29 protein-coding genes are annotated in these 19,904 nt (G+C 63.0%); 1 reads left to right on the top strand and 28 read right to left on the bottom strand.

Translation table 11 applies throughout. The annotated features are described in order from the left end of the window. Positions 1–74: 74 nt before the first annotated feature. From CXY74_RS10910 to CXY74_RS10935, 6 genes are read right to left on the bottom strand one after another with little or no spacing between them, the layout of a single operon-like run. The gene (locus CXY74_RS10910) at positions 75–1,223 is read right to left on the bottom strand and encodes a mannitol-1-phosphate 5-dehydrogenase (protein WP_104200452.1); all 1,149 of its coding nucleotides are present in this window, start codon (positions 1,221–1,223) and stop codon (positions 75–77) included. Beyond that, positions 1,220–1,657 carry a PTS sugar transporter subunit IIA gene (locus tag CXY74_RS10915; RefSeq protein ID WP_104200453.1) on the bottom strand — a complete coding sequence of 146 codons (438 nt, stop codon included), beginning with the start codon at positions 1,655–1,657 and terminating at the stop codon, positions 1,220–1,222. The genes CXY74_RS10910 and CXY74_RS10915 overlap by 4 nt, the downstream gene beginning before the upstream one ends. Beyond that, the gene (locus tag CXY74_RS10920) at positions 1,654–3,126 is read right to left on the bottom strand and encodes a PTS mannitol transporter subunit IICB (RefSeq protein ID WP_104200454.1); all 1,473 of its coding nucleotides are present in this window, start codon (positions 3,124–3,126) and stop codon (positions 1,654–1,656) included. Before CXY74_RS10920 ends, CXY74_RS10915 begins: the two co-directional genes overlap by 4 nt. Before the next feature lies 1 nt (position 3,127). Further along, positions 3,128–4,837, bottom strand: a complete 1,710-nt coding sequence (gene ptsP, locus CXY74_RS10925; RefSeq protein ID WP_104200455.1) for a phosphoenolpyruvate--protein phosphotransferase — start codon at positions 4,835–4,837, stop codon at positions 3,128–3,130. Positions 4,838–4,846: 9 nt separating this feature from the next. Further along, positions 4,847–5,113: an HPr family phosphocarrier protein gene (locus CXY74_RS10930; protein WP_104200568.1), complete on the bottom strand. Its 267-nt coding sequence runs from the start codon at positions 5,111–5,113 to the stop codon at positions 4,847–4,849. 53 nt (positions 5,114–5,166) lie between these two features. After that, positions 5,167–5,478 (bottom strand): PTS sugar transporter subunit IIB, encoded by a 312-nt coding sequence (locus CXY74_RS10935; protein WP_104200456.1) that lies wholly within the window; start codon positions 5,476–5,478, stop codon positions 5,167–5,169. Between the two features lie 170 nt (positions 5,479–5,648). Here CXY74_RS10935 and CXY74_RS10940 point away from each other — a divergent pair, with 170 nt between their 5' ends. Continuing rightward, the gene (locus CXY74_RS10940; protein ID WP_104200457.1) at positions 5,649–7,562 is read left to right on the top strand and encodes a transcription antiterminator; all 1,914 of its coding nucleotides are present in this window, start codon (positions 5,649–5,651) and stop codon (positions 7,560–7,562) included. 3 nt (positions 7,563–7,565) lie between these two features. Here the strand turns inward: CXY74_RS10940 and map are convergent, their stop codons facing one another. The 22 genes from map to rplC all read right to left on the bottom strand — a co-directional run bounded on the left by map (position 7,566) and on the right by rplC (position 19,900). Continuing rightward, positions 7,566–8,396 (bottom strand): type I methionyl aminopeptidase, encoded by an 831-nt coding sequence (gene map, locus CXY74_RS10945; protein WP_233193341.1) that lies wholly within the window; start codon positions 8,394–8,396, stop codon positions 7,566–7,568. A gap of 124 nt (positions 8,397–8,520) precedes the next feature. Continuing rightward, positions 8,521–9,117 carry an adenylate kinase gene (locus CXY74_RS10950; RefSeq protein WP_104200458.1) on the bottom strand — a complete coding sequence of 199 codons (597 nt, stop codon included), beginning with the start codon at positions 9,115–9,117 and terminating at the stop codon, positions 8,521–8,523. Beyond that, a complete protein-coding gene (secY, locus tag CXY74_RS10955) occupies positions 9,114–10,436 on the bottom strand; it encodes a preprotein translocase subunit SecY (RefSeq protein ID WP_104200459.1) in 1,323 nt (440 codons plus the stop codon). Before secY ends, CXY74_RS10950 begins: the two co-directional genes overlap by 4 nt. 144 nt (positions 10,437–10,580) lie before the next feature. After that, a complete protein-coding gene (gene rplO, locus CXY74_RS10960; RefSeq protein WP_104200460.1) occupies positions 10,581–11,123 on the bottom strand; it encodes a 50S ribosomal protein L15 in 543 nt (180 codons plus the stop codon). Next, on the bottom strand, positions 11,123–11,305 hold the full coding sequence (rpmD, locus tag CXY74_RS10965; protein WP_066597599.1) for a 50S ribosomal protein L30: 183 nt from the start codon (positions 11,303–11,305) through the stop codon (positions 11,123–11,125). Before rpmD ends, rplO begins: the two co-directional genes overlap by 1 nt. Next, complete coding sequence (rpsE, locus tag CXY74_RS10970; RefSeq protein ID WP_369827303.1) at positions 11,305–12,012, bottom strand: ribosomal protein S5; 708 nt, start codon at positions 12,010–12,012, stop codon at positions 11,305–11,307. The genes rpmD and rpsE overlap by 1 nt, the downstream gene beginning before the upstream one ends. Beyond that, complete coding sequence (gene rplR / locus CXY74_RS10975) at positions 12,009–12,380, bottom strand: 50S ribosomal protein L18 (RefSeq protein WP_092107252.1); 372 nt, start codon at positions 12,378–12,380, stop codon at positions 12,009–12,011. The genes rpsE and rplR overlap by 4 nt, the downstream gene beginning before the upstream one ends. Before the next feature lie 2 nt (positions 12,381–12,382). Next, complete coding sequence (rplF, locus tag CXY74_RS10980; protein ID WP_092339429.1) at positions 12,383–12,919, bottom strand: 50S ribosomal protein L6; 537 nt, start codon at positions 12,917–12,919, stop codon at positions 12,383–12,385. 6 nt (positions 12,920–12,925) lie between these two features. Beyond that, positions 12,926–13,324 (bottom strand): 30S ribosomal protein S8, encoded by a 399-nt coding sequence (rpsH, locus tag CXY74_RS10985; RefSeq protein ID WP_092107248.1) that lies wholly within the window; start codon positions 13,322–13,324, stop codon positions 12,926–12,928. Positions 13,325–13,544: 220 nt separating this feature from the next. Beyond that, the gene (gene rplE, locus CXY74_RS10990; RefSeq protein WP_104200461.1) at positions 13,545–14,138 is read right to left on the bottom strand and encodes a 50S ribosomal protein L5; all 594 of its coding nucleotides are present in this window, start codon (positions 14,136–14,138) and stop codon (positions 13,545–13,547) included. Continuing rightward, positions 14,138–14,497 carry a 50S ribosomal protein L24 gene (gene rplX, locus CXY74_RS10995; protein WP_104127856.1) on the bottom strand — a complete coding sequence of 120 codons (360 nt, stop codon included), beginning with the start codon at positions 14,495–14,497 and terminating at the stop codon, positions 14,138–14,140. Before rplX ends, rplE begins: the two co-directional genes overlap by 1 nt. A gap of 2 nt (positions 14,498–14,499) precedes the next feature. Further along, on the bottom strand, positions 14,500–14,868 hold the full coding sequence (gene rplN / locus CXY74_RS11000; RefSeq protein WP_092451145.1) for a 50S ribosomal protein L14: 369 nt from the start codon (positions 14,866–14,868) through the stop codon (positions 14,500–14,502). Positions 14,869–14,902: 34 nt separating this feature from the next. After that, the gene (rpsQ, locus tag CXY74_RS11005; RefSeq protein WP_035834619.1) at positions 14,903–15,202 is read right to left on the bottom strand and encodes a 30S ribosomal protein S17; all 300 of its coding nucleotides are present in this window, start codon (positions 15,200–15,202) and stop codon (positions 14,903–14,905) included. A gap of 2 nt (positions 15,203–15,204) precedes the next feature. Then, positions 15,205–15,549, bottom strand: a complete 345-nt coding sequence (gene rpmC / locus CXY74_RS18295) for a 50S ribosomal protein L29 (RefSeq protein WP_104200462.1) — start codon at positions 15,547–15,549, stop codon at positions 15,205–15,207. Continuing rightward, positions 15,549–15,968 (bottom strand): 50S ribosomal protein L16, encoded by a 420-nt coding sequence (gene rplP / locus CXY74_RS11015; protein WP_035880247.1) that lies wholly within the window; start codon positions 15,966–15,968, stop codon positions 15,549–15,551. Before rplP ends, rpmC begins: the two co-directional genes overlap by 1 nt. After that, entirely contained in the window at positions 15,968–16,738 is a 771-nt protein-coding gene (gene rpsC / locus CXY74_RS11020) for a 30S ribosomal protein S3 (RefSeq protein ID WP_104127853.1), read from the bottom strand. The genes rplP and rpsC overlap by 1 nt, the downstream gene beginning before the upstream one ends. Continuing rightward, positions 16,738–17,103, bottom strand: a complete 366-nt coding sequence (gene rplV, locus CXY74_RS11025; RefSeq protein ID WP_035880249.1) for a 50S ribosomal protein L22 — start codon at positions 17,101–17,103, stop codon at positions 16,738–16,740. The genes rpsC and rplV overlap by 1 nt, the downstream gene beginning before the upstream one ends. A 26-nt stretch (positions 17,104–17,129) precedes the next feature. Continuing rightward, the gene (gene rpsS, locus CXY74_RS11030; RefSeq protein WP_104127852.1) at positions 17,130–17,411 is read right to left on the bottom strand and encodes a 30S ribosomal protein S19; all 282 of its coding nucleotides are present in this window, start codon (positions 17,409–17,411) and stop codon (positions 17,130–17,132) included. A 9-nt stretch (positions 17,412–17,420) separates the two neighbouring features. Beyond that, positions 17,421–18,260: a 50S ribosomal protein L2 gene (rplB, locus tag CXY74_RS11035; protein ID WP_092339441.1), complete on the bottom strand. Its 840-nt coding sequence runs from the start codon at positions 18,258–18,260 to the stop codon at positions 17,421–17,423. A 22-nt stretch (positions 18,261–18,282) separates the two neighbouring features. Beyond that, the gene (gene rplW, locus CXY74_RS11040) at positions 18,283–18,585 is read right to left on the bottom strand and encodes a 50S ribosomal protein L23 (protein ID WP_092107233.1); all 303 of its coding nucleotides are present in this window, start codon (positions 18,583–18,585) and stop codon (positions 18,283–18,285) included. Then, positions 18,585–19,235 carry a 50S ribosomal protein L4 gene (rplD, locus tag CXY74_RS11045; protein ID WP_104193398.1) on the bottom strand — a complete coding sequence of 217 codons (651 nt, stop codon included), beginning with the start codon at positions 19,233–19,235 and terminating at the stop codon, positions 18,585–18,587. Before rplD ends, rplW begins: the two co-directional genes overlap by 1 nt. Positions 19,236–19,240: 5 nt before the next feature. Then, entirely contained in the window at positions 19,241–19,900 is a 660-nt protein-coding gene (rplC, locus tag CXY74_RS11050) for a 50S ribosomal protein L3 (RefSeq protein ID WP_092107229.1), read from the bottom strand. Positions 19,901–19,904 lie beyond the last annotated feature (4 nt).

The following is a 19,904-nucleotide window of genomic DNA, read 5'->3' on the forward strand; positions in this document are numbered from 1 at the left end:
CACGCCCGAAAAGGGCGACACCAGACACCAAGGGTCAATCTTATGGTATGAGATTGCCTTTTGGCAATTCAGTCCTATAATCCCTGCGCGCGCCGTACTTCACGCACGACCGACGCGAAGAGTGGATGCGCTGCATCGAGCCCGCAGACCTGCAGAACCACCTGCTCTGCGCTTTCGACTCGGAGCATCCGTTGCAGCTCGACGCTCTGCTCGTCGGCCGCAACGTCAAAGCGCAGCACCGCACCGATGGCGCCCACAAGCGCCTCGGGCATGAGGCCCGATTCGATCAGTTCCGCGGCCGGGCCGATGAACCGCTCGTTGCGGCTGAGCTTGCGCAGCGGCTGGCGGCCCACTCGTTCGACGGTATCGAGCAAGGCCGGGTTGCTGAACCGAACGAGGATCTTCTCCCGGTAGGCGCGCTGGGCGGCTTCGTCGAGTCCGTGTTTGGCGACGAGCAGCGCCGACGTCTCTTCGAGCACGGCGCGGGCGGCGAGCACGACAGCCGGCACGTCAAGCGCCTCTGCGATCGTGCTGACGCCGGCCCGGCTACCGAGGTAGGCGATGGTGGCGTGCCCGGTGTTCACCGTGAAGAGCTTGCGTTCGATATAGGGCAAAAGGTTATCCACGAACGTGGCTCCCGGAATGACCGGAACCGCGTCGCCAAATGCGCCGCGTTCGATGACCCATTCGTAGAAGGCCTCCACCGTCACCGTGAGGCCGGCATCCGCCGCCTGGTTGGGCACGATGCGGTCGACGGCCGTATTCGCGAAGGCGGCGCGTGCCGAGACGGCCGGCCAGTCAGCACCGGTCACCTGGCTGCGCACGTGCTCGGCGAGAAGGTCGGTGGCGTTGATGGCGTTCTCACACGCCATCACGGCCAGCGGCGGCAGCGTCGCTGCCCGGCGAGCCAGCCCCGCCGCGATGAGCGGGGCCACGAACTTGAGGATGTTCGGTCCGACGGCCGTCGTCACGATGTCGGCGGTGGCGATCTCGTCGATCAGCGCGTCACTGTCGGTGGCGCTATTGATGGCGCGAAACCCCGTCACCGTGTGCTGGCGTGCCCCCTCCCCCTTCTCGTGCACCTCATAGCTGGGTGCGGCGTGCAGCGCGTCGATGAGGCTCGAATTCACGTCGGCGAAGACCACCTCGTACCCGGCTTCGTGCAGCAGGAGTCCGACGAAGCCGCGTCCGATGTTGCCCGCGCCGAAGTGAATAGCCTTCATTCTGCGTTGACCTCCTCGAGCAGGGCGTAAATTTCTTCGGCCGAGCCGGCGTCGATGAGTTTGGCCACCTCGTCTTCGTCGGAGAACACGATGGCGATCTTGGAGAGGATCTCGAGGTGCTCGTTGTTGAGCCCCGCGATGCCCACGGCGAAGCGCACCGGCTGGCCGTTCCAATCGATCGGCTCGGCGTAGCGCACGAGCGACAGAGCGGAGCGCAGGATGGACTCCTTCGCGTCGTTCGTGCCGTGCGGGATGGCGAGGAAGTTGCCCATGTACGTCGAAACGGATGCTTCGCGCTCGAACATGGACGCCACGTAGTCGTCGCTCACGGCGCCGGACGCCACGAGAAGGCCACCGGCCTCACGAATCGCCTCGTCGCGCGTATGGGCCGTTCCGTGGGCGATCAGGTTGCGGGGTTCGAGGATCTGGCTCATGACGTGACTCCTTCGTTGGTCTGCTGCTCGAGCATGCCCACGACTTCGTCGTACTTCGGGCTGTTCATGAAATTGTCGACGGAGACATGCACGGAGTCGGGTGACTTGGCCCGCGCACGGTCGGTCAGGTCCTGGTGCGTGATCACGAGATCAGCGCTGCCGTCGAGGTTGGCGATGGCCTGGTTGGTCACCGTGATTCCCGCGATGCCAGCCTTCTTGATCTTGTTGCGCAGCACGGAGGCGCCCATCGCACTCGAGCCCATTCCGGCGTCGCACGCGAACACGATGTTGCGGAGGTCGCGGGTGGGGGCGTCCGTTGCCGCGGAACCGACGAGGCTGCCGAGCACCGAACTGGATTTGCCCTTGTTGGCCTGGGTCTTCGCCACGGCGGCGGTCAGGTCGAGACCGGCACCGTCAGCGAGGTCACGGCGACGGCTGGCGCGCAGGATGACGGCGGCGATCAGGAAGGAGACCGCTGCCGCACCGATGACCGACAGGATGACGCCGATGTAACTGTCCGGCGAGGTCTGGAAGAGCACGGCGAAGATGCTGCCGGGCGAGGCGGGAGCACGCAGGCCGGTGGCGAACGCCACGTTGATGGCCACACCGGTCATACCGCCGCCAATGGCGGCCAGGATGAGAATCGGCTTCATGAGCACATAGGGGAAGTAGATCTCGTGGATGCCGCCGAGGAACTGGATGATGATCGCGCCGGGCGCGCTGGCTCGGGCGATGCCGGTTCCAAAGATTGTGAAAGCGAGCAGGATTCCCAGTCCGGGACCGGGGTTGGCCTCGAGCAGGAACAGGATCGATTTGCCGGTGTCGGATACCTGCTGCACGCCGAGCGGGGTGAGCACGCCATGGTTGATGGCGTTATTGAGGAAGAGCACCTTGCCCGGTTCGATCAGGATGCTCGCGAGGGGCAGCAATCCGTTGGCGATCAGAAAGTCGACACCGGTTTCGAGCAGTCTGCTCAGCCCGGTCACGAGCGGGGCGATGCCGACGAACGCGCCGAGGGCGAGGATGGCACCGAGGATTCCTGCCGTGAAGTTATTCACGAGCATCTCGAAGCCGGCCTTGACCTTGCCCTCCCAGATGCTGTCAACCTTCTTGAGGAGGTAGGCGGCGAGCGGGCCCACGATCATGGCTCCGATGAACATCGGGATGCTGCTGCCGACGATCACACCCATCGTGGCGATCGTGGCGATCACGCCACCGCGGGTGTCATAGATCATGCGGCCACCCGTGTTGGCGATCAGCAGCGGCAGCATGTAGATGATCATCGGGTCGACGAGGGTTGCAAAGGTCTCGTTCGGGGTCCATCCGGTGGGGATGAACAGCGCGGTGATCAGTCCCCACGCGATGAAGGCGGGAATGTTGGGCATGACCATTCCGCTGAGGAATGTGCCAAAGCGCTGCACGTGCACGCGAGTGCCCGTTCGCTTGGTGTCGGCTGACGTCGTCGTCATTTCAGTACCTTTCTAAGGTGTGCTGCACGGGAAGGTTCAAACGAGAAGATGAATCAAGAAATGTGGCGGCCTGGGTCGTGACCACTTCGCGAGCGGATGCCGCATCCTCGGCTGCGAGGGCAAGCTCGGCCAACAGCCGGGCCTGCTCACTGGTGAAGTCCGCCAGGACCGCTCGCACGTCGGCGAGGGCCGAGGCCGACATCGAAAGGCTCGTTGCGCCGAGGCCGACGAGCACCACGGCAAGGAGCGGATCCGCGGCAGCCTCACCGCACACGCCGACGGGCTTGCCGAGCGCAGCACCGGCGGCCCCGACCTCGGCCACCAGGCGCAATACAGCAGGGTTCCACGGGTCTTGAAAAGCGGCCACGGAGCCGAGCAGGCGGTCGGCCGCGAGCGTGTATTGGGTGAGGTCGTTCGTGCCGATCGAGGCGAAGTCGGCATGCTGCAGAATACGATCGGCGAGAAGGGCGGCGGCGGGGATCTCGATCATCACCCCGGCAGTCCTGAGTCCGAGCTCGCGCGCGAGTGCCACGAAGTAGCGGGTCTCCTCCACTGTGGCGACCATCGGGGCCATCACCCACAGGTCAGCGTCGGTGGCGGCGTCCGCCTGGGCGAGCGCTTCCAGTTGGTCGCGCAGGATCTGCTCGGATGCACGCAGCGCGCGCAGTCCCCGCAGGCCGAGGGCCGGGTTTTCTTCGCGGGCGTCGTTGAGGAAGGCCAGCGGCTTGTCCGCCCCGGCATCCAGCGCCCGCACGACGACCTTCTTGCCGGGGAAGGCGCGCAGCATCCGCTCGTATTCGGCGCGCTGCTCGGCCACGGTCGGCGCAGTGACGGCGTCGAGAAACAAGAACTCGGTGCGGAACAGGCCAACGCCCTCCGCGCCGAGGGCGAGCGCCGAAGCCGCTCCGTCGGCCGAACCGAGGTTCGACAGTAACGGAATGGGGGTGCCGTCCGCGAGGCGGCCCGGTGACAGCGGCGCGAGCGCGCGGGCTGCCCGGGCGGCCTCACGTGCGTGCGCCTCTAAAAGTTGCTCGGCACTGGGTGAGGTGATCACCAGGTTGTTCGCGGCGTCGAGAATGACCTCATCGCCATCGGTGAGGTCCGCCGCACCATTCGTGCGCACGATGGCCACAATGGATTTCTCGCGGGCCAGAATCGCGGTGTGCGAGGTAGGACCCCCGTCGAGGGTGATGAGACCGAGCACCTGGCGGAGGTCGAGGGTGGCGGTGTCGGCCGGAGCCAGGTCGCGAGCCACGAGAATGAACGGATGTGCCCGGTCGGGCACCCCGGGCGCCGAGACTCCGAGGAGACGCGCGACGACTCGCTGCGAGACGTCGTCGAGGTCGCCCGCTCGCTCGGCCAGGTAACCGCCGAGCCCGGTCAGCATGTCACGGAAGGCCGCGAAGGCTTCGAAGACCGCTCGCTCGGCAGTCGCGCCGGCGGCGAGCCGCAGCGTGACGTCGTCAACGAGGCTGGGGTCTTCGGCCATCATGGACTGGGCCTCGAGCACCTCGCCGGCCACTCCGCCGGCCCGCGCTGCGCGGGCGAGGAGGTCGGCGGCAACGGCGCCGAGAGCCTCGGCGACCCGGTCGCCCTCTTCCGCCGGGGTCAGCGCGCTGGGCGCGGCGACGGGGTCGGGCAGCGGGTCGGGCATGCGCACGACACGGCCCACAACGACACCCTGGCCGATTCCGATTCCCTGCAGTTCCATGCGGAGCCCCTAAGCGTCGTGGTCGACGAGCAGCAGCCGGGCCAGCTCGTCGAGGGTAGTCTCGGCCGTGTCACCGTCGGCCGCAAGGGTGACCTCGTCGCCGTGGCCGATGCCGAGGGAGATGACACCGAGGATGCTCGCGGCGTTCACGGTCTTGCCGCCGGTCTTGGTGAGCGTGACGGGAATACCCGCGGCCGCGGCGGCCTGGCTGAAAAGTTTCGCCGGGCGGGCGTGCAGTCCGTTGGTCGAGCCGATGAGAACCGTTCGTTCGAGCATTGCGGTACCTTTCGTTGCGTCTGAGTTGTGCAGCAGGTGTTGGTTTGCCCGAGTCATGAACGGGTGCCATCCATCACGAGGACCAGGTCGAGGGCCTCTTCGCCATCGCGGGCGGTGAAGACCGTCGTGGACATCAGGCTGGCCTGCACGCCGGCTGCTGCGGCCTGCAGCTGGATCCGGGCGAACAGCGCTTCCAGATGCGGACCCACGAGAAGCACATCGATGACCGGCAGCATGCTCGCCAGATCTGATTCGCTTCCGGCGGTCACCTGAGCCGCAATGCCCCGGGCCGCCGCGCTCTTGCGCAGCCGCAGCGCCACGAATGTGCTGGACGCACCGGCGCCACACACAATATGAATCCTCATCGATTCACCCTTTCGTCGTCGACACCAACACGCTCAGTAAAGTCTGCCGGGCACCTCGTCCGGGGGCCACCAGACGCATTTCCGCACCCCCGGAAAAGCTCGGGTTCGGCGGATAAGATCAACGGGATGGGACCGCGCACGACACAGAACACGGCACAGAACAAGGCACAATGAGCGACAAGCAATCGAGGATGCTCGACTATCTCTTCCGCTCCCCGGACTGGGTCACAGCGGGTGAACTGGGCGAACACCTCGGCGTGACTGCGCGCACGGTGCGCAGCTACGTCACGAGCGTGAAGACGGCGGCAGATCCGCTCGAGGTGATCGAGTCGGGGCCGGCCGGCTACCGCGTCAACCGTGAGGCCTACACGGCATTCCGTGCAGTACCGCCGGGACGGCGCCCAGAGAACGACACTCCGCAGCTCCGCCTGTACCAGCTGGTTCGTCGCGTCATCGATTCGGCAGAAGGCCTCGATGTCTATGAGCTCGCGGCCGACACCTTCGTGAGTGACTCCACCGTCGAGGCCGATCTGTCCCGAGTGCGCGCACTGCTGCCAGGCACGGGACTCTCCCTGGCTCGCCACGGTAGTAGGGTGACCCTTCTCGGATCCGAAACCGACCGGCGCCGGCTGATCAGCCGGATGTTCCGTGAGGAGTTCGCCCGCGGTTTTCTCGAACTCGCGGCGATCCAGAAGGAATTCGCATCCGACAGCCTCGGTGCGTTCAAGACCGACCTGATCGCCATGCTCGACGCCCAGGGTTATTTCGTGAATGAGTACGGCACCAACAATGTTCTGCTGCACGTGGCCATCGCCGTGGACAGGGTGAGCAAGCGCGCCGCTGCCCGGGCCGACGACGCACCAGCCGTCGGCGCACACCTCACGGTCGCGTTGGCCAGTCTCATCGACACCCATTTCGACGTCGTGCTGGATGTCACCGACCTCGCCTATCTCGTGCTCCTTCTCCAGACCCGGGTGGTGACGCCCGGACACGACGAGACCACCGACGCGATCAGCGCAACCGTCGCCCGCGCCGGGGACCTCGAGGTTGTGCGACGCATCGTGGCCCAGGCCAGCGAGGAGTACCTTGTCGACCTGGCCGACGAGGATTTCATCACCCGCCTCACGCTGCACGTGCGCAACCTCATCGACCGCGCCCAGGTGCGGGATTACTCACGGAACCCGCTCACCCGCTCGATCAAGACCGCCTATCCGATGATCTACGAACTCGCTGTGTTCATCGCGAGCGAACTGCAGCGCCAGGAGCAGATCCACATCAACGATGACGAGATCGCCTACATCGCGATGCACGTGGGGTCATACTTGGAACAGCATTCGCCATCCGAGCAACTCGTCTCCTGCGTGATCGTCTGCCCCAATTACTACACGATGCACGTGCAGTTGCGTCAGCGCATCGAACGGGTTCTCGGTGATGACTTGATTATCGTGGACCAGATCACGCGCAGTGACGTGCCGTGGGCAGACCTTCGCGCCGACCTCGTGCTCACCACGATCGAGCCGCCTGTTCCGGCCGACGGCGTGATCGTCATCCAGCCGTTCCTCACGGAACGCGACGTGCACCGAATCCGCGAGGCGGCCATCCGTGTGCGCCGGGTTCGTCGGCGCTCGCACATCAAGAATGACCTGCTGCAGTTTTTCGACGAGTCCCTCTACCTGCGTAACTTCACCGCCCCCGACGAGGAGGCGATGATCCGCGAGCTCGGCGGTCGCATGGTCGCGCGCGGACTCATCGACCCGAGCTACGTCGACGGCGCAATCGAGCGCGAGCGGCTATCGTCGACCGCGTTCACCGACCACCTCGCCGTTCCCCACGCCATGGCCATGACCGCGCAGCAGACGTCCATTGCCATCGCGGTCAACGACTCCCCCATGCCGTGGGGTGACAGCCGTGTCAACGTTGTGGCCCTGATCGCGTTCAGCGCTGCCGGGCGGGCGTCGTTCCAGTCCGTCTTCGACCAGTTCGTCGAGGTCTTCACCGAGCGTGCCGATGTGCAGCGTCTCATCAAACGCTCGGTGGACTTCCCGTCTTTCATCGACGAGCTCGTGCACCTCATCGACCAATAGACCCTAGGCGATCGGAACGGGAACGATGCCGAACGGGGCGAGGCCGGCGGCTCCGCCGTCTTCAGCGGTCAGTACCCAGATGCCGTCCTTGTGTACAGCGATGCTGTGTTCCCAGTGCGCGGCGGCCAAGCCGTCGCTCGTGGCGACGGTCCAGTCGTCTTCGCGGGTGTAGGTATCGATCGAACCGAGCACGACCATCGGCTCGATGGCGACGACCAGGCCCGGCTTCACGTCTGGGCCCTTCTGGCGCACGCGGTAGTTGAACACCGGCGGGGCCTCGTGCATGGAGCGGCCGATGCCGTGGCCGACGTAGTCGGTGAGGATCCCGTAGGTGCCCTGCGATTCCACATAGTCTTCAATGGCATCACCCACCTCGTTCAGGTGCCGGGCGGTGTGCAATCGGGCGATGCCGTGCCAGAGGGACTGCTCGGTCACGTCGGACAGCTTCTCGCGTTCGGCCACGACCTCGGGCCGTGATGCGTCGGGCAGTACGAAGGTGAACGCGGCGTCGCCGTTCCAGCCCTCGATGATCGCGCCGCTGTCGATCGAGACGATGTCGCCGGCTTCGAGTCGGCGTGCGGACGGGATGCCGTGCACCACGTCATCGTTCACCGACGCACACACCGTGTGGTGGTAGCCCTCTTCGAGCTTGAAGTTGGGCTTGCCGCCCAGCGCCAGGATCGCGGCCTCGGCCGCGGCGTCGATGTCAAGAGTGGTAGCGCCGACGACCATGGCCGCGCGGGCAGCCCGAAGCGATGCCGCGGTGGCCAAACCGGGCGCGACCATGAGGCGCAGCTGGGCCGGATTCTTATAGATGGAACGACGAAAACTCACTGATTTCCTACAAACTAGCTCCGAACACGGGAGCGATATTTTATGTACCTGGCTGTTCACATGATGATGGGCCGGGCCGTGAGGCCCGGCCCAAACGGCTAAACCGGCTGAAAAAAAACTTAGTTCAGGTCGTGGTGGCGCTGGCGCACAGGCCGCGTTCGGTCAGCGCGGCAAGAATGCGTTCGGTGACCTCTTCGACGGCGCCGAGGCCGTCGATGGTGACCACTAGGCCGCGGGCGCTGTACACGTCAATCAGCGGAGCGGTCTGCTCGGTGTAGACGTCGAGCCGGTGACGGATGACGTCGGCCGTGTCGTCCGCGCGGCCTTGCTCGACAGCACGCTTGAGCAGCCGGGCGACAACTTCGTCGGTGTCGGCCGTGATCAGCACGACGACATCCAACTGGGTGCCCTCGGCAACGAGGAGCCGGTCGAGCTCAGCGACCTGATCGGTCGTACGCGGGTATCCGTCGAGGAGAAAGCCGCCGGCAGCATCCGCTTCTTTCAATCGGTCTGCAACGATCGCGTTGGTGAGGGTGTCTGGCACGTAGGCGCCAGCATCCATGAACGACTTGACCTCGAGCCCGAGCTCGGTTTTGTTGGTCACGTTGTAGCGAAAGATGTCGCCGGTGGAGATGGCGGGAACTTCGCAGGCCAGCGCCAGGCGCTCGGCCTGCGTGCCCTTGCCCGCACCGGGCGGGCCGATCAACAGTAAACGCGTCATTTAAGAAGTCCCTCGTAGTGTCGCTGCTGTAGTTGCGAGTCGATCTGCTTGACCGTCTCGAGCCCCACGCCGACGATAATCAGAATGCTCGCGCCACCGAACGGGAAGTTCTGGTCGGCCCCGACAACCGAGAATGCGATCAGCGGAATCAGAGCGATCAGGCCCAGGTAGATCGAGCCGGGAAGAGTGATGCGCGTCAGCACGAAGTCGAGGTACTCGGCGGTCGGTCGGCCAGCCCGAATGCCGGGAATGAACCCGCCATACTTCTTCATGTTGTCGGCGACTTCTTCGGGGTTGAACGTGATAGCGACGTAGAAATAGGTGAAGCCGATGATGAGCAGGAAATACATTGCCATGTACAGCGGCTGGTCGCCACCGGTGAGGTTCTGCGAGATCCACACCACCCAGGCGGGGGCTTCGGTGCCTGCTGCCGGTTGGTTGAACTGCGCCAGCAGGGCCGGCAAATACAGCAGCGAGGAGGCGAAGATCACTGGAATCACACCGGCCATGTTGACCTTGATCGGAATGTAGGTGTTGTTGCCGCCGTAGGTGCGGCGGCCGACCATGCGTTTGGCGTACTGCACGGGAATTCTTCGTTGCGACTGCTCCACGAAGACGACGCCGGCGACCACCAGAATGCCCACGATCAGCACGATGATGAGGGTATCTGGTCCCTGCTGGCTGCCGATAGCGCTCAGCGAGCCGGGAAACAGTGCCGCGATCGAGATGAAAATCATGAGCGACATGCCGTTACCGACGCCGCGCTCGGTGACGAGCTCACCCATCCACATGATGACGCCGGTGCCGGCGGTCATTGTGATGACCATGAGCATGATGGCGTACCAGGCGTCGTTGGTGATCAGCTGCGTGCATTCGGTGCTGGCGGATGTACCGAACAGGGCGCCGCTGCGGGCCACGGTGATCAGTGTGGTCGACTGCAGAATGCCCAGGGCGATGGTCAGGTAGCGGGTGTACTGGGTCAAGGTGCTCTGGCCCGATGCACCTTCTTTGTGCAGGGTGTCAAAGTGCGGAATGACCACGCGCAGCAACTGCACGATGATCGAGGCCGTGATGTACGGCATGATTCCGAGTGCGAAGACACTCAGCTGGAGCAGGGCGCCACCGCTGAAGAGGTTGACGAGCTCGTAGAGGCCGCTCGTGCCCTGGTTGGCAGCGAGACACAATTGCACGTTGGCGAAGTCCACGAATGGGGTCGGAACGAACGAGCCCAAACGGAACAGAGCAATGATGCCCAGGGTGAAGCCGATCTTCTTACGAAGGTCGGGTGTGCGGAAAATCCGCGCAATGGCGCTGAACAAGAAGGCCTCCAGATTTTTACGCAGATCGACAGTGCAGATCGATATAGAGCGGCAACTCGACTTAAAACGATCGAGCTTGTCGAATCACACCAAACGATTGACTCGATTGACGGATTCGACAAGCTCGACTGAGCATCTACGGACTTACTTTACAGATCCACCCGCGGCAACAATTTTCTGCTCAGCTGAAGCAGAGACCTTGTCGACCGTCACGTTCAGCTTAACGGTAATTTCACCGGTTCCCAGAACCTTGACTTTTTCATTGTCACGAACCGCGCCCTTGGCGATCAGGCTGGCGATGGTGACATCGCCGCCGTCTGGGTAGAGCACTTCGAGCTTTTCCAGGTTGACAACCTGGTACTCGACGCGGAACGGGTTCTTGAATCCACGCAGTTTCGGGGTGCGCATGTGCAGAGGCATCTGCCCACCCTCGAAGCCAACGCGCACGCTGTAGCGTGCCTTCGTGCCTTTGGTGCCTCGACCCGCGGTCTTACCCTTGGATCCTTCACCACGGCCAACGCGCTGGCGGGCCTTCTTCGCTCCGGGCGCCGGGCGAAGGTGGTGTACCTTCAGCACGTGCTCGCGGGGCTCAGTCGGCTCCGCTGCAACAGCGGCCTTCTTGGGTGCAGCGGCCTTTTTTGTGGCAGGCTTGGCGGCTACTTTGGTAGCTTCCTTCTCGTCAGCCATTAGTCAATCTCCTCGACCTTTACGAGGTGAGCGACGGTGTTGACGTAGCCACGGTTCTGCGAGTTGTCCTCGCGGATTGTGACGGCGCCAATACGTCGCAGACCCAGGCTGCGAAGAGTGTCGCGCTGGTTCTGCTTCTCACTAATTTTGGACTTGATCTGTGTGATCTTCAGCTGGGCCATCAGGCACCTGCCTTCGCGGTTGCAGCTGCTGCAGCTGCAGCAGCGTCGGCACGAAGAAAACGAGCCGGAGCCACGTCTTCGTAGGCGAGGCCGCGGCGAGCCGCAACCGCACGCGGCTCTTCGAGCTGGTGCAGTGCCTCAACCGTGGCGTGCACGATATTGATGGTGTTCGACGAACCGAGCGACTTGCTCAGTACGTCGTGGATGCCAGCGCATTCGAGTACGGCGCGCACCGGGCCACCGGCGATAACGCCGGTACCTGCTGCTGCCGGACGAAGCAGAACGACGCCGGCTGCGGCCTCACCCTGCACGGGGTGCGGGATGGTCAGGCCAACGCGAGGAACGCGGAAGAAGTTCTTCTTCGCCTCTTCAACGCCCTTGGAGATAGCGGTCGGGACCTCGCGGGCCTTACCGTATCCAACGCCGACCAGGCCGTTACCGTCACCGACGACGACGAGAGCGGTGAAGCTGAAGCGACGACCACCCTTGACGACCTTCGATACGCGGTTGATGGTGACGACGCGCTCCAGGAACTGGCTCTTGTCGGCATCGCGGCTTCCGCGATCCTTGTTCGGGTTGCGCTCACGTCCACCACGACGAGCCTCGCGAGGCTCGTTCTGCGGCGGAGTAGTGGAGGCGGCGGTTTCAACCGGCGCCTCGGCAACGGCAGCAACAGGTGCTGTGGTTTCGATCTTTTCAGTGCTCACAGGTTCAATCCACCCTCTCGAGCTCCTTCAGCGATGGCTGCGACGCGTCCTGCGTACTTGCTGCCACCACGGTCAAATACAACGGCTTCGATGCCGGCGGCTTTCGCACGCTCAGCTACAAGCTCACCGACCTTGCGGGCCTTGGCGGTCTTGTCACCATCGAAGGTGCGCAAGTCCGTTTCGAGCGTGGATGCCGACGCAAGGGTGAAACCCTTGCTGTCGTCGACGACCTGCACGAATACGTGGCGAGCCGAGCGTGTAACGACAAGGCGCGGGCGAAGCGCCGTTCCCTCGATCTTCTTACGAAGACGGGTGTGTCGACGTCCGCGGGCTGCGGCCTTGCTCTTGCCTCTAGTTCCGAGTCCCATGGTTACTTACCGCTCTTTCCGGCCTTGCGGCGAACAATCTCGCCGGCGTAACGCACACCCTTGCCCTTGTAGGGCTCTGGCTTGCGAATCTTACGGATGTTGGCGGCAACCTCGCCGACGGCCTGCTTGTCGATTCCGCTGACCGTGAGCTTGTTGACGCTCTCTACGGTCAAAACGATTCCGACAGGCGGCTCGACGACGACCGGGTGCGAGAAGCCGAGGGCGAACTCAACAGAGGTGCCCTTCTGCGCCGCGCGGTAACCGGTACCGACGATTTCAAGACCCTTGGTGTAACCAACGGTTACGCCGATGATCTGGTTGTTGATCAGGGTGCGGGTCAGACCGTGCAGCGAACGCGACTGGCGCTCGTCGTTCGGACGAGTGACGAGAACGTGACCGTCCTCGATCGACACCGAGATGGGGTTGGAAACGACGAGAGCGAGCTCGCCCTTCGGGCCCTTGACGGAGACGGCCTGGCCGTCAGCCACAACCGTTACCCCAGCGGGGATCGGGATGGGGAGTCTTCCAATACGTGACATTCTCAGTTACCACACGTAGGCGAGAACTTCTCCGCCTACGCCCTTCTTCTCAGCCTGGCGGTCGGTGAGCAGACCGCTGGAGGTGGACAGGATGGCAACGCCGAGGCCGCCGAGAACCGTGGGGATCTCGGTCGACTTTGCGTACACGCGCAGGCCGGGCTTGGAAACCCGCTTGATGCCTACGATGGAACGCTCACGGTTCGGACCGAACTTGAGGTCCAGCGTGAGGGTCTTGCCTACTGTTGCATCCTTGACGGTCCAGGCAGAGATGTAGCCCTGAGCCTTGAGGATGTCAGCGATATGCGCTTTCAATTTGCTATGCGGCATGGACACGGTGTCGTGATACGCCGAGTTCGCGTTGCGCAGTCTGGTCAGCATGTCTGCGACCGGATCTGTCATTGTCATTTTGTGGTGCCTTTCTCGCCTGGTTTCGCCCATCCGTTACACGAATGACGACCTGTGGTGGTGAGGAAACCAATCGGTTGATCGGCTTCCGGGGTGAAAATCTGTGTGCGCCCGGCTTACTCAGTATTTATGCACTGGATGCGGGTGGGACCAACCAGGGGTGGGAGCCTGCTACGCGCAAGCTCCCAACTCTAGTTGAATTTGTTCCGGTGTAGTTGGACTACTTCTTGACGTCGTCCGTCTTGAACGGGAAGCCGAGCGCCTTGAGCAGCGCGCGACCCTCGTCGTTGGTCTTCGCGGTCGTGACGACCGTGATGTCCATACCGCGAACGCGGTCAATGCGGTCTTGGTCGATCTCGTGGAACATGACCTGCTCGGTCAGACCGAAGGTGTAGTTGCCCGCACCGTCGAACTGCTTGTCGGACAGACCGCGGAAGTCACGGATACGAGGAAGTGCCAGGCTGAGCAGCCGGTCCAGGAACTCCCACATGCGGTCGCCACGAAGAGTGACGTGGGCGCCGATGGGCTGTCCCTCACGCAGTTTGAACTGCGCGATGGACTTGCGGGCCTTGGTGACCTGCGGCTTCTGGCCGGTGATCTTGGTGAGGTCAGAAACCGCACCATCCATCACCTTGCCGTCGCGTGCTGCTTCTCCAACACCCATGTTGACGACAATCTTCGTCAGGGTGGGGATGCGGTGCACGTTGGTGAAACCGAGTTCCGTCGAGAGCTTGGCACTGATCTCATCGCGGTACTTCTGCTTCAGACGCGGCAGGGCCTTGACGGGCGCGGCGCCCGTAATGGTGTCAGTCATTAGAGGTCCTTCCCTGACTTCTTGGCGTAACGGATGCGGACCGTCTTGGTGACGCCGTCCTTCGTTACCTCTTCCTGGCGGAACCCGACGCGGGTCGGCTTCTTGGTCTCCGGGTCAACGATGGCAACGTTGGACACGTGGATGGGTGCTTCGAAGGTCTCGATGCCGCCCGTCTTGGTGCCGCGCTGGGTCTGGCCGACACGAACGTGCTTGGTCACGAAGTTGATGCCCTCAACGAGGACACGGTTCTTCGTGGCGTCGACGGAGATGATCTTGCCCTGCTTGCCACGGTCTCCGCCGCGAGCCTGGCTGCGGCCGCTGATGACCTGAACGAGGTCACCCTTTTTGATTCTGGCCATGATTAAATAACCTCCGGTGCCAGCGAGATGATCTTCATGAACTTCTTGTCGCGAAGCTCGCGACCGACCGGTCCGAAGATTCGGGTGCCGCGGGGGTCACCGTCTGCCTTCAAGATCACTGCAGCGTTCTCATCGAACTTGATATAGGAGCCGTCTGGACGACGAGTCTCCTTCTTGGTACGAACGATGACAGCTTTGACGATGTCACCCTTCTTGACGTTGCCGCCCGGGATTGCATCCTTGACCGTGGCGACGATGACGTCGCCCAGACCGGCGTAACGACGGCCGGAGCCACCGAGAACACGGATGGTCAAGAGTTCCTTGGCGCCGCTGTTGTCGGCAACCCTGACTCGTGATTCTTGCTGAAGCACTTTATAACTCCTTTACGTCAAGTAAGCGCGAGGCTTACTTGGCCTTCTCAAGAATCTCGACCAGGCGCCAGCGCTTGGAAGCGCTCAGCGGACGGGTCTCACTGATCAGGACCAGGTCGCCGATGCCGGCGGAGTTCGCCTCGTCGTGCGCCTTCAGCTTGGATGTACGACGGATGACCTTGCCGTACAACGGGTGCTTCACGCGGTCTTCGACCACGACAATGATGGTTTTGTTCATCTTGTCGCTGGTCACGTAACCACGCAGCGTCTTGCGGTAACCGCGTACGAGCTCGGTGGCTTCGCCCGCGACGACCGTTTCGTCAGTCTTCGCCATGACTAGGCCTCCTTCGTCTCGACGGCCTCGGCTGCAGCGTCATCGGTGGACTCCACTGCTGCCTTGGCCTTCTTGGTCTTCTTTTCAGCCTTCTCAGCCTTGGCCGGAGCCGGGGCTGCGATGGGCGTGGCACGAATGCCCAGCTCGCGCTCACGGAGAACCGTGTAGATGCGAGCGATGTCGCGCTTGACCGCGCGGAGGCGGCCGTGGCTCTCAAGCTGACCGGTAGCCGACTGGAAGCGCAGGTTGAACAGCTCTTCCTTGGCCTTCTTCAGCTCTTCGAACAGCTTTTCATTGTCAAAAGTATCGAGCTCGACTGGGGCGAGCTCCTTGGTGCCGATCGCCATTATGCGTCGCCCTCCTCGCGCTTGATGATGCGTGCCTTGAGGGGCAGCTTGTGAATTGCACGGGTGAGCGCTTCCTTCGCAACGGCGTCGGTGACACCGCTGAGCTCGAACAGAACGCGACCCGGCTTGACGTTGGCAACCCACCACTCGACCGAACCCTTACCGGAACCCATTCGGGTTTCGGCCGGCTTCTTGGTCAGCGGACGGTCGGGGTAGATGTTGATCCACACCTTCCCGCCACGCTTGATGTGACGCGTCATGGCGATACGAGCGGACTCGATCTGACGGTTGGTCACATAGGCGGGGGTGAGCGCCTGGATGCCGTACTCACCGAAGGACACCGTGGTGCCACCGGTAGCGTGGCCGGTGCGACCCGGGTGGTGCTGCTTACGGTGCTTGACTCTACGTGGAATCAACATTATTTAGCCTCCGCGACCGCTGCGACGGGAGCCGCTGCCGGCGCATCTGCACGAGGTGCACGACGCGGTCGATCGTCACGACGCTCGGGGCGGGACGACTTAGCGTTGGCCTGCTCGCGAGCGAGTTCCTTGTTGGTGATGTCGCCCTTGTAGATCCAGACCTTCACGCCGATACGGCCGAAGGTGGTCTTGGCTTCGTAGAAGCCGTAGTCGATGTTCGCGCGCAGGGTGTGCAGGGGCACACGACCTTCGCGGTAGAACTCGCTGCGGCTCATCTCGGCGCCACCCAGACGGCCAGACACCTGGATGCGAACACCCTTGGCGCCGGCGCGCTGTGCACCCTGCAGGCCCTTACGCATCGCGCGGCGGAAAGCCACACGTGCGGAAAGCTGCTCGGCAATACCCTGCGCGACGAGCTGGGCATCCTGCTCGGGGTTCTTGACCTCGAGGATGTTCAGCTGGATCTGCTTGGCGGTGAGCTTCTCAAGGTCTGAGCGGATGCGCTCGGCCTCCGCGCCGCGACGACCGATCACAATGCCCGGACGGGCGGTGTGAATGTCAACGCGAACACGGTCACGAGTGCGCTCGATCTCGATGCGGCTGACGCCGGCACGGTCAAGGCTGGTGCTCAGCAGGCGACGGATCTTGACGTCTTCTGCAACAAAGTCAGCGTAACGCTGACCCGGCTTGGTCGAGTCAGAGAACCAACGCGATACGTGATCGGTGGTGATTCCCAGACGGAAGCCATAGGGGTTTACTTTCTGACCCATTACTTCGTACCCTCCTCAGGAGTGGTGAGCACAACCGTGATGTGGCTGGTGCGCTTCTTGATTTCGAATGCGCGGCCCTGGGCACGAGCCTGGAAACGCTTGAGGGTCGTACCCTCGTCAACGAATGCCCGGCTGATGAACAGGTCCTGCTCGTCCAGATACGTGTTGGCTGCATCTGCCTTGACCCGGGCGTTGGCGATGGCCGAGGCCACCAGCTTGTACACCGGATCGCTCGCGCCCTGGGGCGCGAACTTCAGAATTCCCAGCGCTTCGTGCGCCTGCTTGCCGCGGATCATGTTGACAACGCGACGAGCCTTCTGGGGGGTAACGCGGATGTGACGCACGCGTGCGATCGACTCCACCATTTCTTCTCCTCCTTCACGTCACCGCGTTAGCGGCGACGGCCCTTCTTGTCGTCCTTCACGTGTCCACGGAAGGTGCGGGTGGGCGCAAACTCGCCGAGCTTGTGGCCGACCATGCTCTCGGTGACGAACACCGGGATGTGCTTGCGTCCGTCGTGCACTGCGATGGTGTGTCCGAGCATGTCGGGGATGATCATCGAGCGGCGCGACCAGGTCTTGATTACGTTCTTGCTCTTGGCTTCGTTCGCCGTGAACACCTTGCGAAGCAGGTGGTCGTCAACGAAGGGGCCTTTCTTAAGACTTCTTGGCATCGTCTACTCCTACTTACGCTTCTTGCCGACGGTACGGCGACGAACAATGAGCTTGTCGCTTTCCTTGTTCGGGTGGCGGGTGCGCCCTTCCTTCTGGCCCCAGGGGCTGACGGGGTGACGTCCACCGGACGTCTTACCCTCACCACCACCGTGCGGGTGATCGACCGGGTTCATGGCAACACCACGAACGGTCGGGCGAACGCCTTTCCAGCGCATACGTCCGGCCTTGCCCCAGTTGATGTTCGACTGCTCGGCGTTGCCGACCTCGCCGATCGTCGCGCGGCAGCGAGCATCCACGTTGCGGATTTCACCAGACGGCAGACGAAGCTGGGCGTAGACGCCCTCCTTCGCGACGAGACGAACCGACGAACCGGCGGAGCGGGCCATCTTGGCGCCACCACCCGGACGCAGCTCGATCGCGTGAATGATGGTACCGGTGGGGATGTTCTTCAACGGCAGGTTGTTGCCGGGCTTGATGTCAGCCCCGGCTCCCGACTCGATGATGTCGCCCTGGCTGAGCTTGTTCGGCGCGATGATGTAACGCTTCGTGCCGTCGATGAAGTGCAGGAGCGCGATGCGCGCCGTGCGGTTCGGGTCGTATTCAATTTCAGCGACGCGGGCGTTGACGCCGTCCTTGTCGTTGCGCTTGAAGTCGATCACGCGGTACTGGCGCTTGTGGCCACCACCGATGTGACGGGTCGTGATGCGGCCCTGGTTGTTACGTCCACCGGTCTTGGAGAGCGGACGCAGAAGCGACTTCTCCGGGGTGGAACGCGTGATTTCCGCGAAGTCGGCAACGGATGAACCGCGTCGACCCGGGGTCGTGGGCTTGTACTTACGAATAGCCATTAGTTATCCCTCTGCCTGTCGCTTAGCCGACGGCCGTGAAGATGTCGATGGAGCCAGACTTGAGCGTGACAATGGCACGCTTGGTGTCCTTGCGCTTGCCCATGCCGAACTTGGTACGGCGAGTCTTGCCCACTCGGTTCAGGGTGTTGATCGAAGCGACCTGCACCTTGAAGATCTTTTCGATCGCGAGCTTGATCTCCGTCTTGTTCGAACGGGGGTCAACGATGAAGGTGTACTTACCCTCGTCAATCAGGCCGTAGCTCTTCTCAGAGACAACCGGAGAGATGATGATGTCGCGGGGGTCCTTGTTGGTCGCGATAGTCATTATGCGGCCACCTCTTCCTTCTTGGTCTTGCTCTCCACAAACGCGTTGAACGCGCCGGTGGTGAAGACGATGTCGTCGCTGACGAGCACGTCATAGGCGTTGAGCTGATCCCACGAGAGGATGTGCACCGTCGGGAGGTTGCGAATGCTGCGCAACGTGGTCTCGTCGGTACGCTCGAGAACGACCAGCACGTGCTTGCTCGTGGCGATCTGCGTGAGCAGCTCCAGGGCAACCTTGGTGTTGGGGGTCTCCGCCGTGAACAGTGCCTCGACGATGTGCAAGCGGCCACCGCGGGCGCGGTCGCTCAATGCACCCTTGAGGGCTGCGGCGATCATCTTTTTCGGAGTGCGCTGGTCGTAGCTGCGCGGGGTCGGTCCGTGGACGATTCCACCACCGGTCATCTGAGGAGCACGGATCGAGCCCTGCCGAGCGCGACCGGTTCCTTTCTGCTTGAACGGCTTGCGGCCGGCACCGGAAACTTCTCCACGGCGCTTGACCTTGCTCGTTCCCTGGCGTGCGGCAGCGAGCTGCGCAACAACGACCTGGTGGATGAGAGGAATGTTGGCGGGAACGTCGAAGAGCTCGTCGGGAAGCTCAGCAGAGCCTGCCTTCTTGCCCTTGGCGTCAATGATGTCGAGTGCTGTAGCCATGGTGACTAGGCTCCCTTCACTGCGTTGCGAACGAATACGAGGCGGCCACGAGCACCGGGAACGGCACCCTTGACGAGCATGAGGCCCTTGTCGGCGTCAATAGCGTGCACCTTGAGGTTCAGCACGGTTACGCGCTCGCCACCCATACGACCGGCCATGCGCATGCCCTTGAAGACACGGCTCGGGGTCGAGGAAGCGCCGATGGAACCGGGCTTGCGGTGGTTACGGTGCGAACCGTGAGAGGAGGAAACACCCTTGAAGTTGTGACGCTTCATGACACCGGCGAAACCCTTACCCTTGCTGGTGCCCATGACGTCAACCTTGGTGCCGGCAGCGAAGACACCGTCAACGGTGAGCTCCTGGCCGAGGTTGTAGTCAGCGGCGTCCGCGGTGCGGAGCTCGGTGATGTGGCGACGCGGCGTGACGCCGGCCTTGTCGAAGTGACCGGCGAGAGGCTTGTTGACCTTGCGCGGGTCGATCGGGCCAGCGGCGATCTGAACGCCGTTATAGCCGTCCACTGCCTTGGTGCGAATCTGCGTGACAACGTTCGGCGCGATCTCGATGACGGTAACGGGAACAAGCTTGTTGTTCTCGTCCCACACCTGGGTCATGCCGAGCTTCTTGCCGAGGAGACCCTTGGTGGTCTTGGTATCGGAGTAAGACATCGCG

Origin of the sequence: Cryobacterium sp. Y29, from assembly GCF_002929825.1 — a bacterium.
In the GTDB taxonomy this organism is placed as follows: domain Bacteria; phylum Actinomycetota; class Actinomycetes; order Actinomycetales; family Microbacteriaceae; genus Cryobacterium.

Coding starts and splice junctions, on each gene's coding strand:
- CXY74_RS10910 (WP_104200452.1), bottom strand. CDS start 1,223: ATGAAGGCTATTCACTTCGGCGCGGGCAACATCGGACGCGGCTTCGTC.
- CXY74_RS10915 (WP_104200453.1), bottom strand. CDS start 1,657: ATGAGCCAGATCCTCGAACCCCGCAACCTGATCGCCCACGGAACGGCC.
- CXY74_RS10920 (WP_104200454.1), bottom strand. CDS start 3,126: ATGACGACGACGTCAGCCGACACCAAGCGAACGGGCACTCGCGTGCAC.
- ptsP (WP_104200455.1), bottom strand. CDS start 4,837: ATGGAACTGCAGGGAATCGGAATCGGCCAGGGTGTCGTTGTGGGCCGT.
- CXY74_RS10930 (WP_104200568.1), bottom strand. CDS start 5,113: ATGCTCGAACGAACGGTTCTCATCGGCTCGACCAACGGACTGCACGCC.
- CXY74_RS10935 (WP_104200456.1), bottom strand. CDS start 5,478: ATGAGGATTCATATTGTGTGTGGCGCCGGTGCGTCCAGCACATTCGTG.
- CXY74_RS10940 (WP_104200457.1), top strand. CDS start 5,649: ATGAGCGACAAGCAATCGAGGATGCTCGACTATCTCTTCCGCTCCCCG.
- CXY74_RS10950 (WP_104200458.1), bottom strand. CDS start 9,117: ATGACGCGTTTACTGTTGATCGGCCCGCCCGGTGCGGGCAAGGGCACG.
- rplO (WP_104200460.1), bottom strand. CDS start 11,123: ATGGCTGACGAGAAGGAAGCTACCAAAGTAGCCGCCAAGCCTGCCACA.
- rpmD (WP_066597599.1), bottom strand. CDS start 11,305: ATGGCCCAGCTGAAGATCACACAGATCAAGTCCAAAATTAGTGAGAAG.
- rplR (WP_092107252.1), bottom strand. CDS start 12,380: ATGGGACTCGGAACTAGAGGCAAGAGCAAGGCCGCAGCCCGCGGACGT.
- rplF (WP_092339429.1), bottom strand. CDS start 12,919: ATGTCACGTATTGGAAGACTCCCCATCCCGATCCCCGCTGGGGTAACG.
- rpsH (WP_092107248.1), bottom strand. CDS start 13,324: ATGACAATGACAGATCCGGTCGCAGACATGCTGACCAGACTGCGCAAC.
- rplE (WP_104200461.1), bottom strand. CDS start 14,138: ATGACTGACACCATTACGGGCGCCGCGCCCGTCAAGGCCCTGCCGCGT.
- rplX (WP_104127856.1), bottom strand. CDS start 14,497: ATGGCCAGAATCAAAAAGGGTGACCTCGTTCAGGTCATCAGCGGCCGC.
- rpsQ (WP_035834619.1), bottom strand. CDS start 15,202: ATGGCGAAGACTGACGAAACGGTCGTCGCGGGCGAAGCCACCGAGCTC.
- rpmC (WP_104200462.1), bottom strand. CDS start 15,549: ATGGCGATCGGCACCAAGGAGCTCGCCCCAGTCGAGCTCGATACTTTT.
- rplP (WP_035880247.1), bottom strand. CDS start 15,968: ATGTTGATTCCACGTAGAGTCAAGCACCGTAAGCAGCACCACCCGGGT.
- rpsC (WP_104127853.1), bottom strand. CDS start 16,738: ATGGGTCAGAAAGTAAACCCCTATGGCTTCCGTCTGGGAATCACCACC.
- rplV (WP_035880249.1), bottom strand. CDS start 17,103: ATGGTGGAGTCGATCGCACGCGTGCGTCACATCCGCGTTACCCCCCAG.
- rpsS (WP_104127852.1), bottom strand. CDS start 17,411: ATGCCAAGAAGTCTTAAGAAAGGCCCCTTCGTTGACGACCACCTGCTT.
- rplB (WP_092339441.1), bottom strand. CDS start 18,260: ATGGCTATTCGTAAGTACAAGCCCACGACCCCGGGTCGACGCGGTTCA.
- rplW (WP_092107233.1), bottom strand. CDS start 18,585: ATGACTATCGCGACCAACAAGGACCCCCGCGACATCATCATCTCTCCG.
- rplD (WP_104193398.1), bottom strand. CDS start 19,235: ATGGCTACAGCACTCGACATCATTGACGCCAAGGGCAAGAAGGCAGGC.
- rplC (WP_092107229.1), bottom strand. CDS start 19,900: ATGTCTTACTCCGATACCAAGACCACCAAGGGTCTCCTCGGCAAGAAG.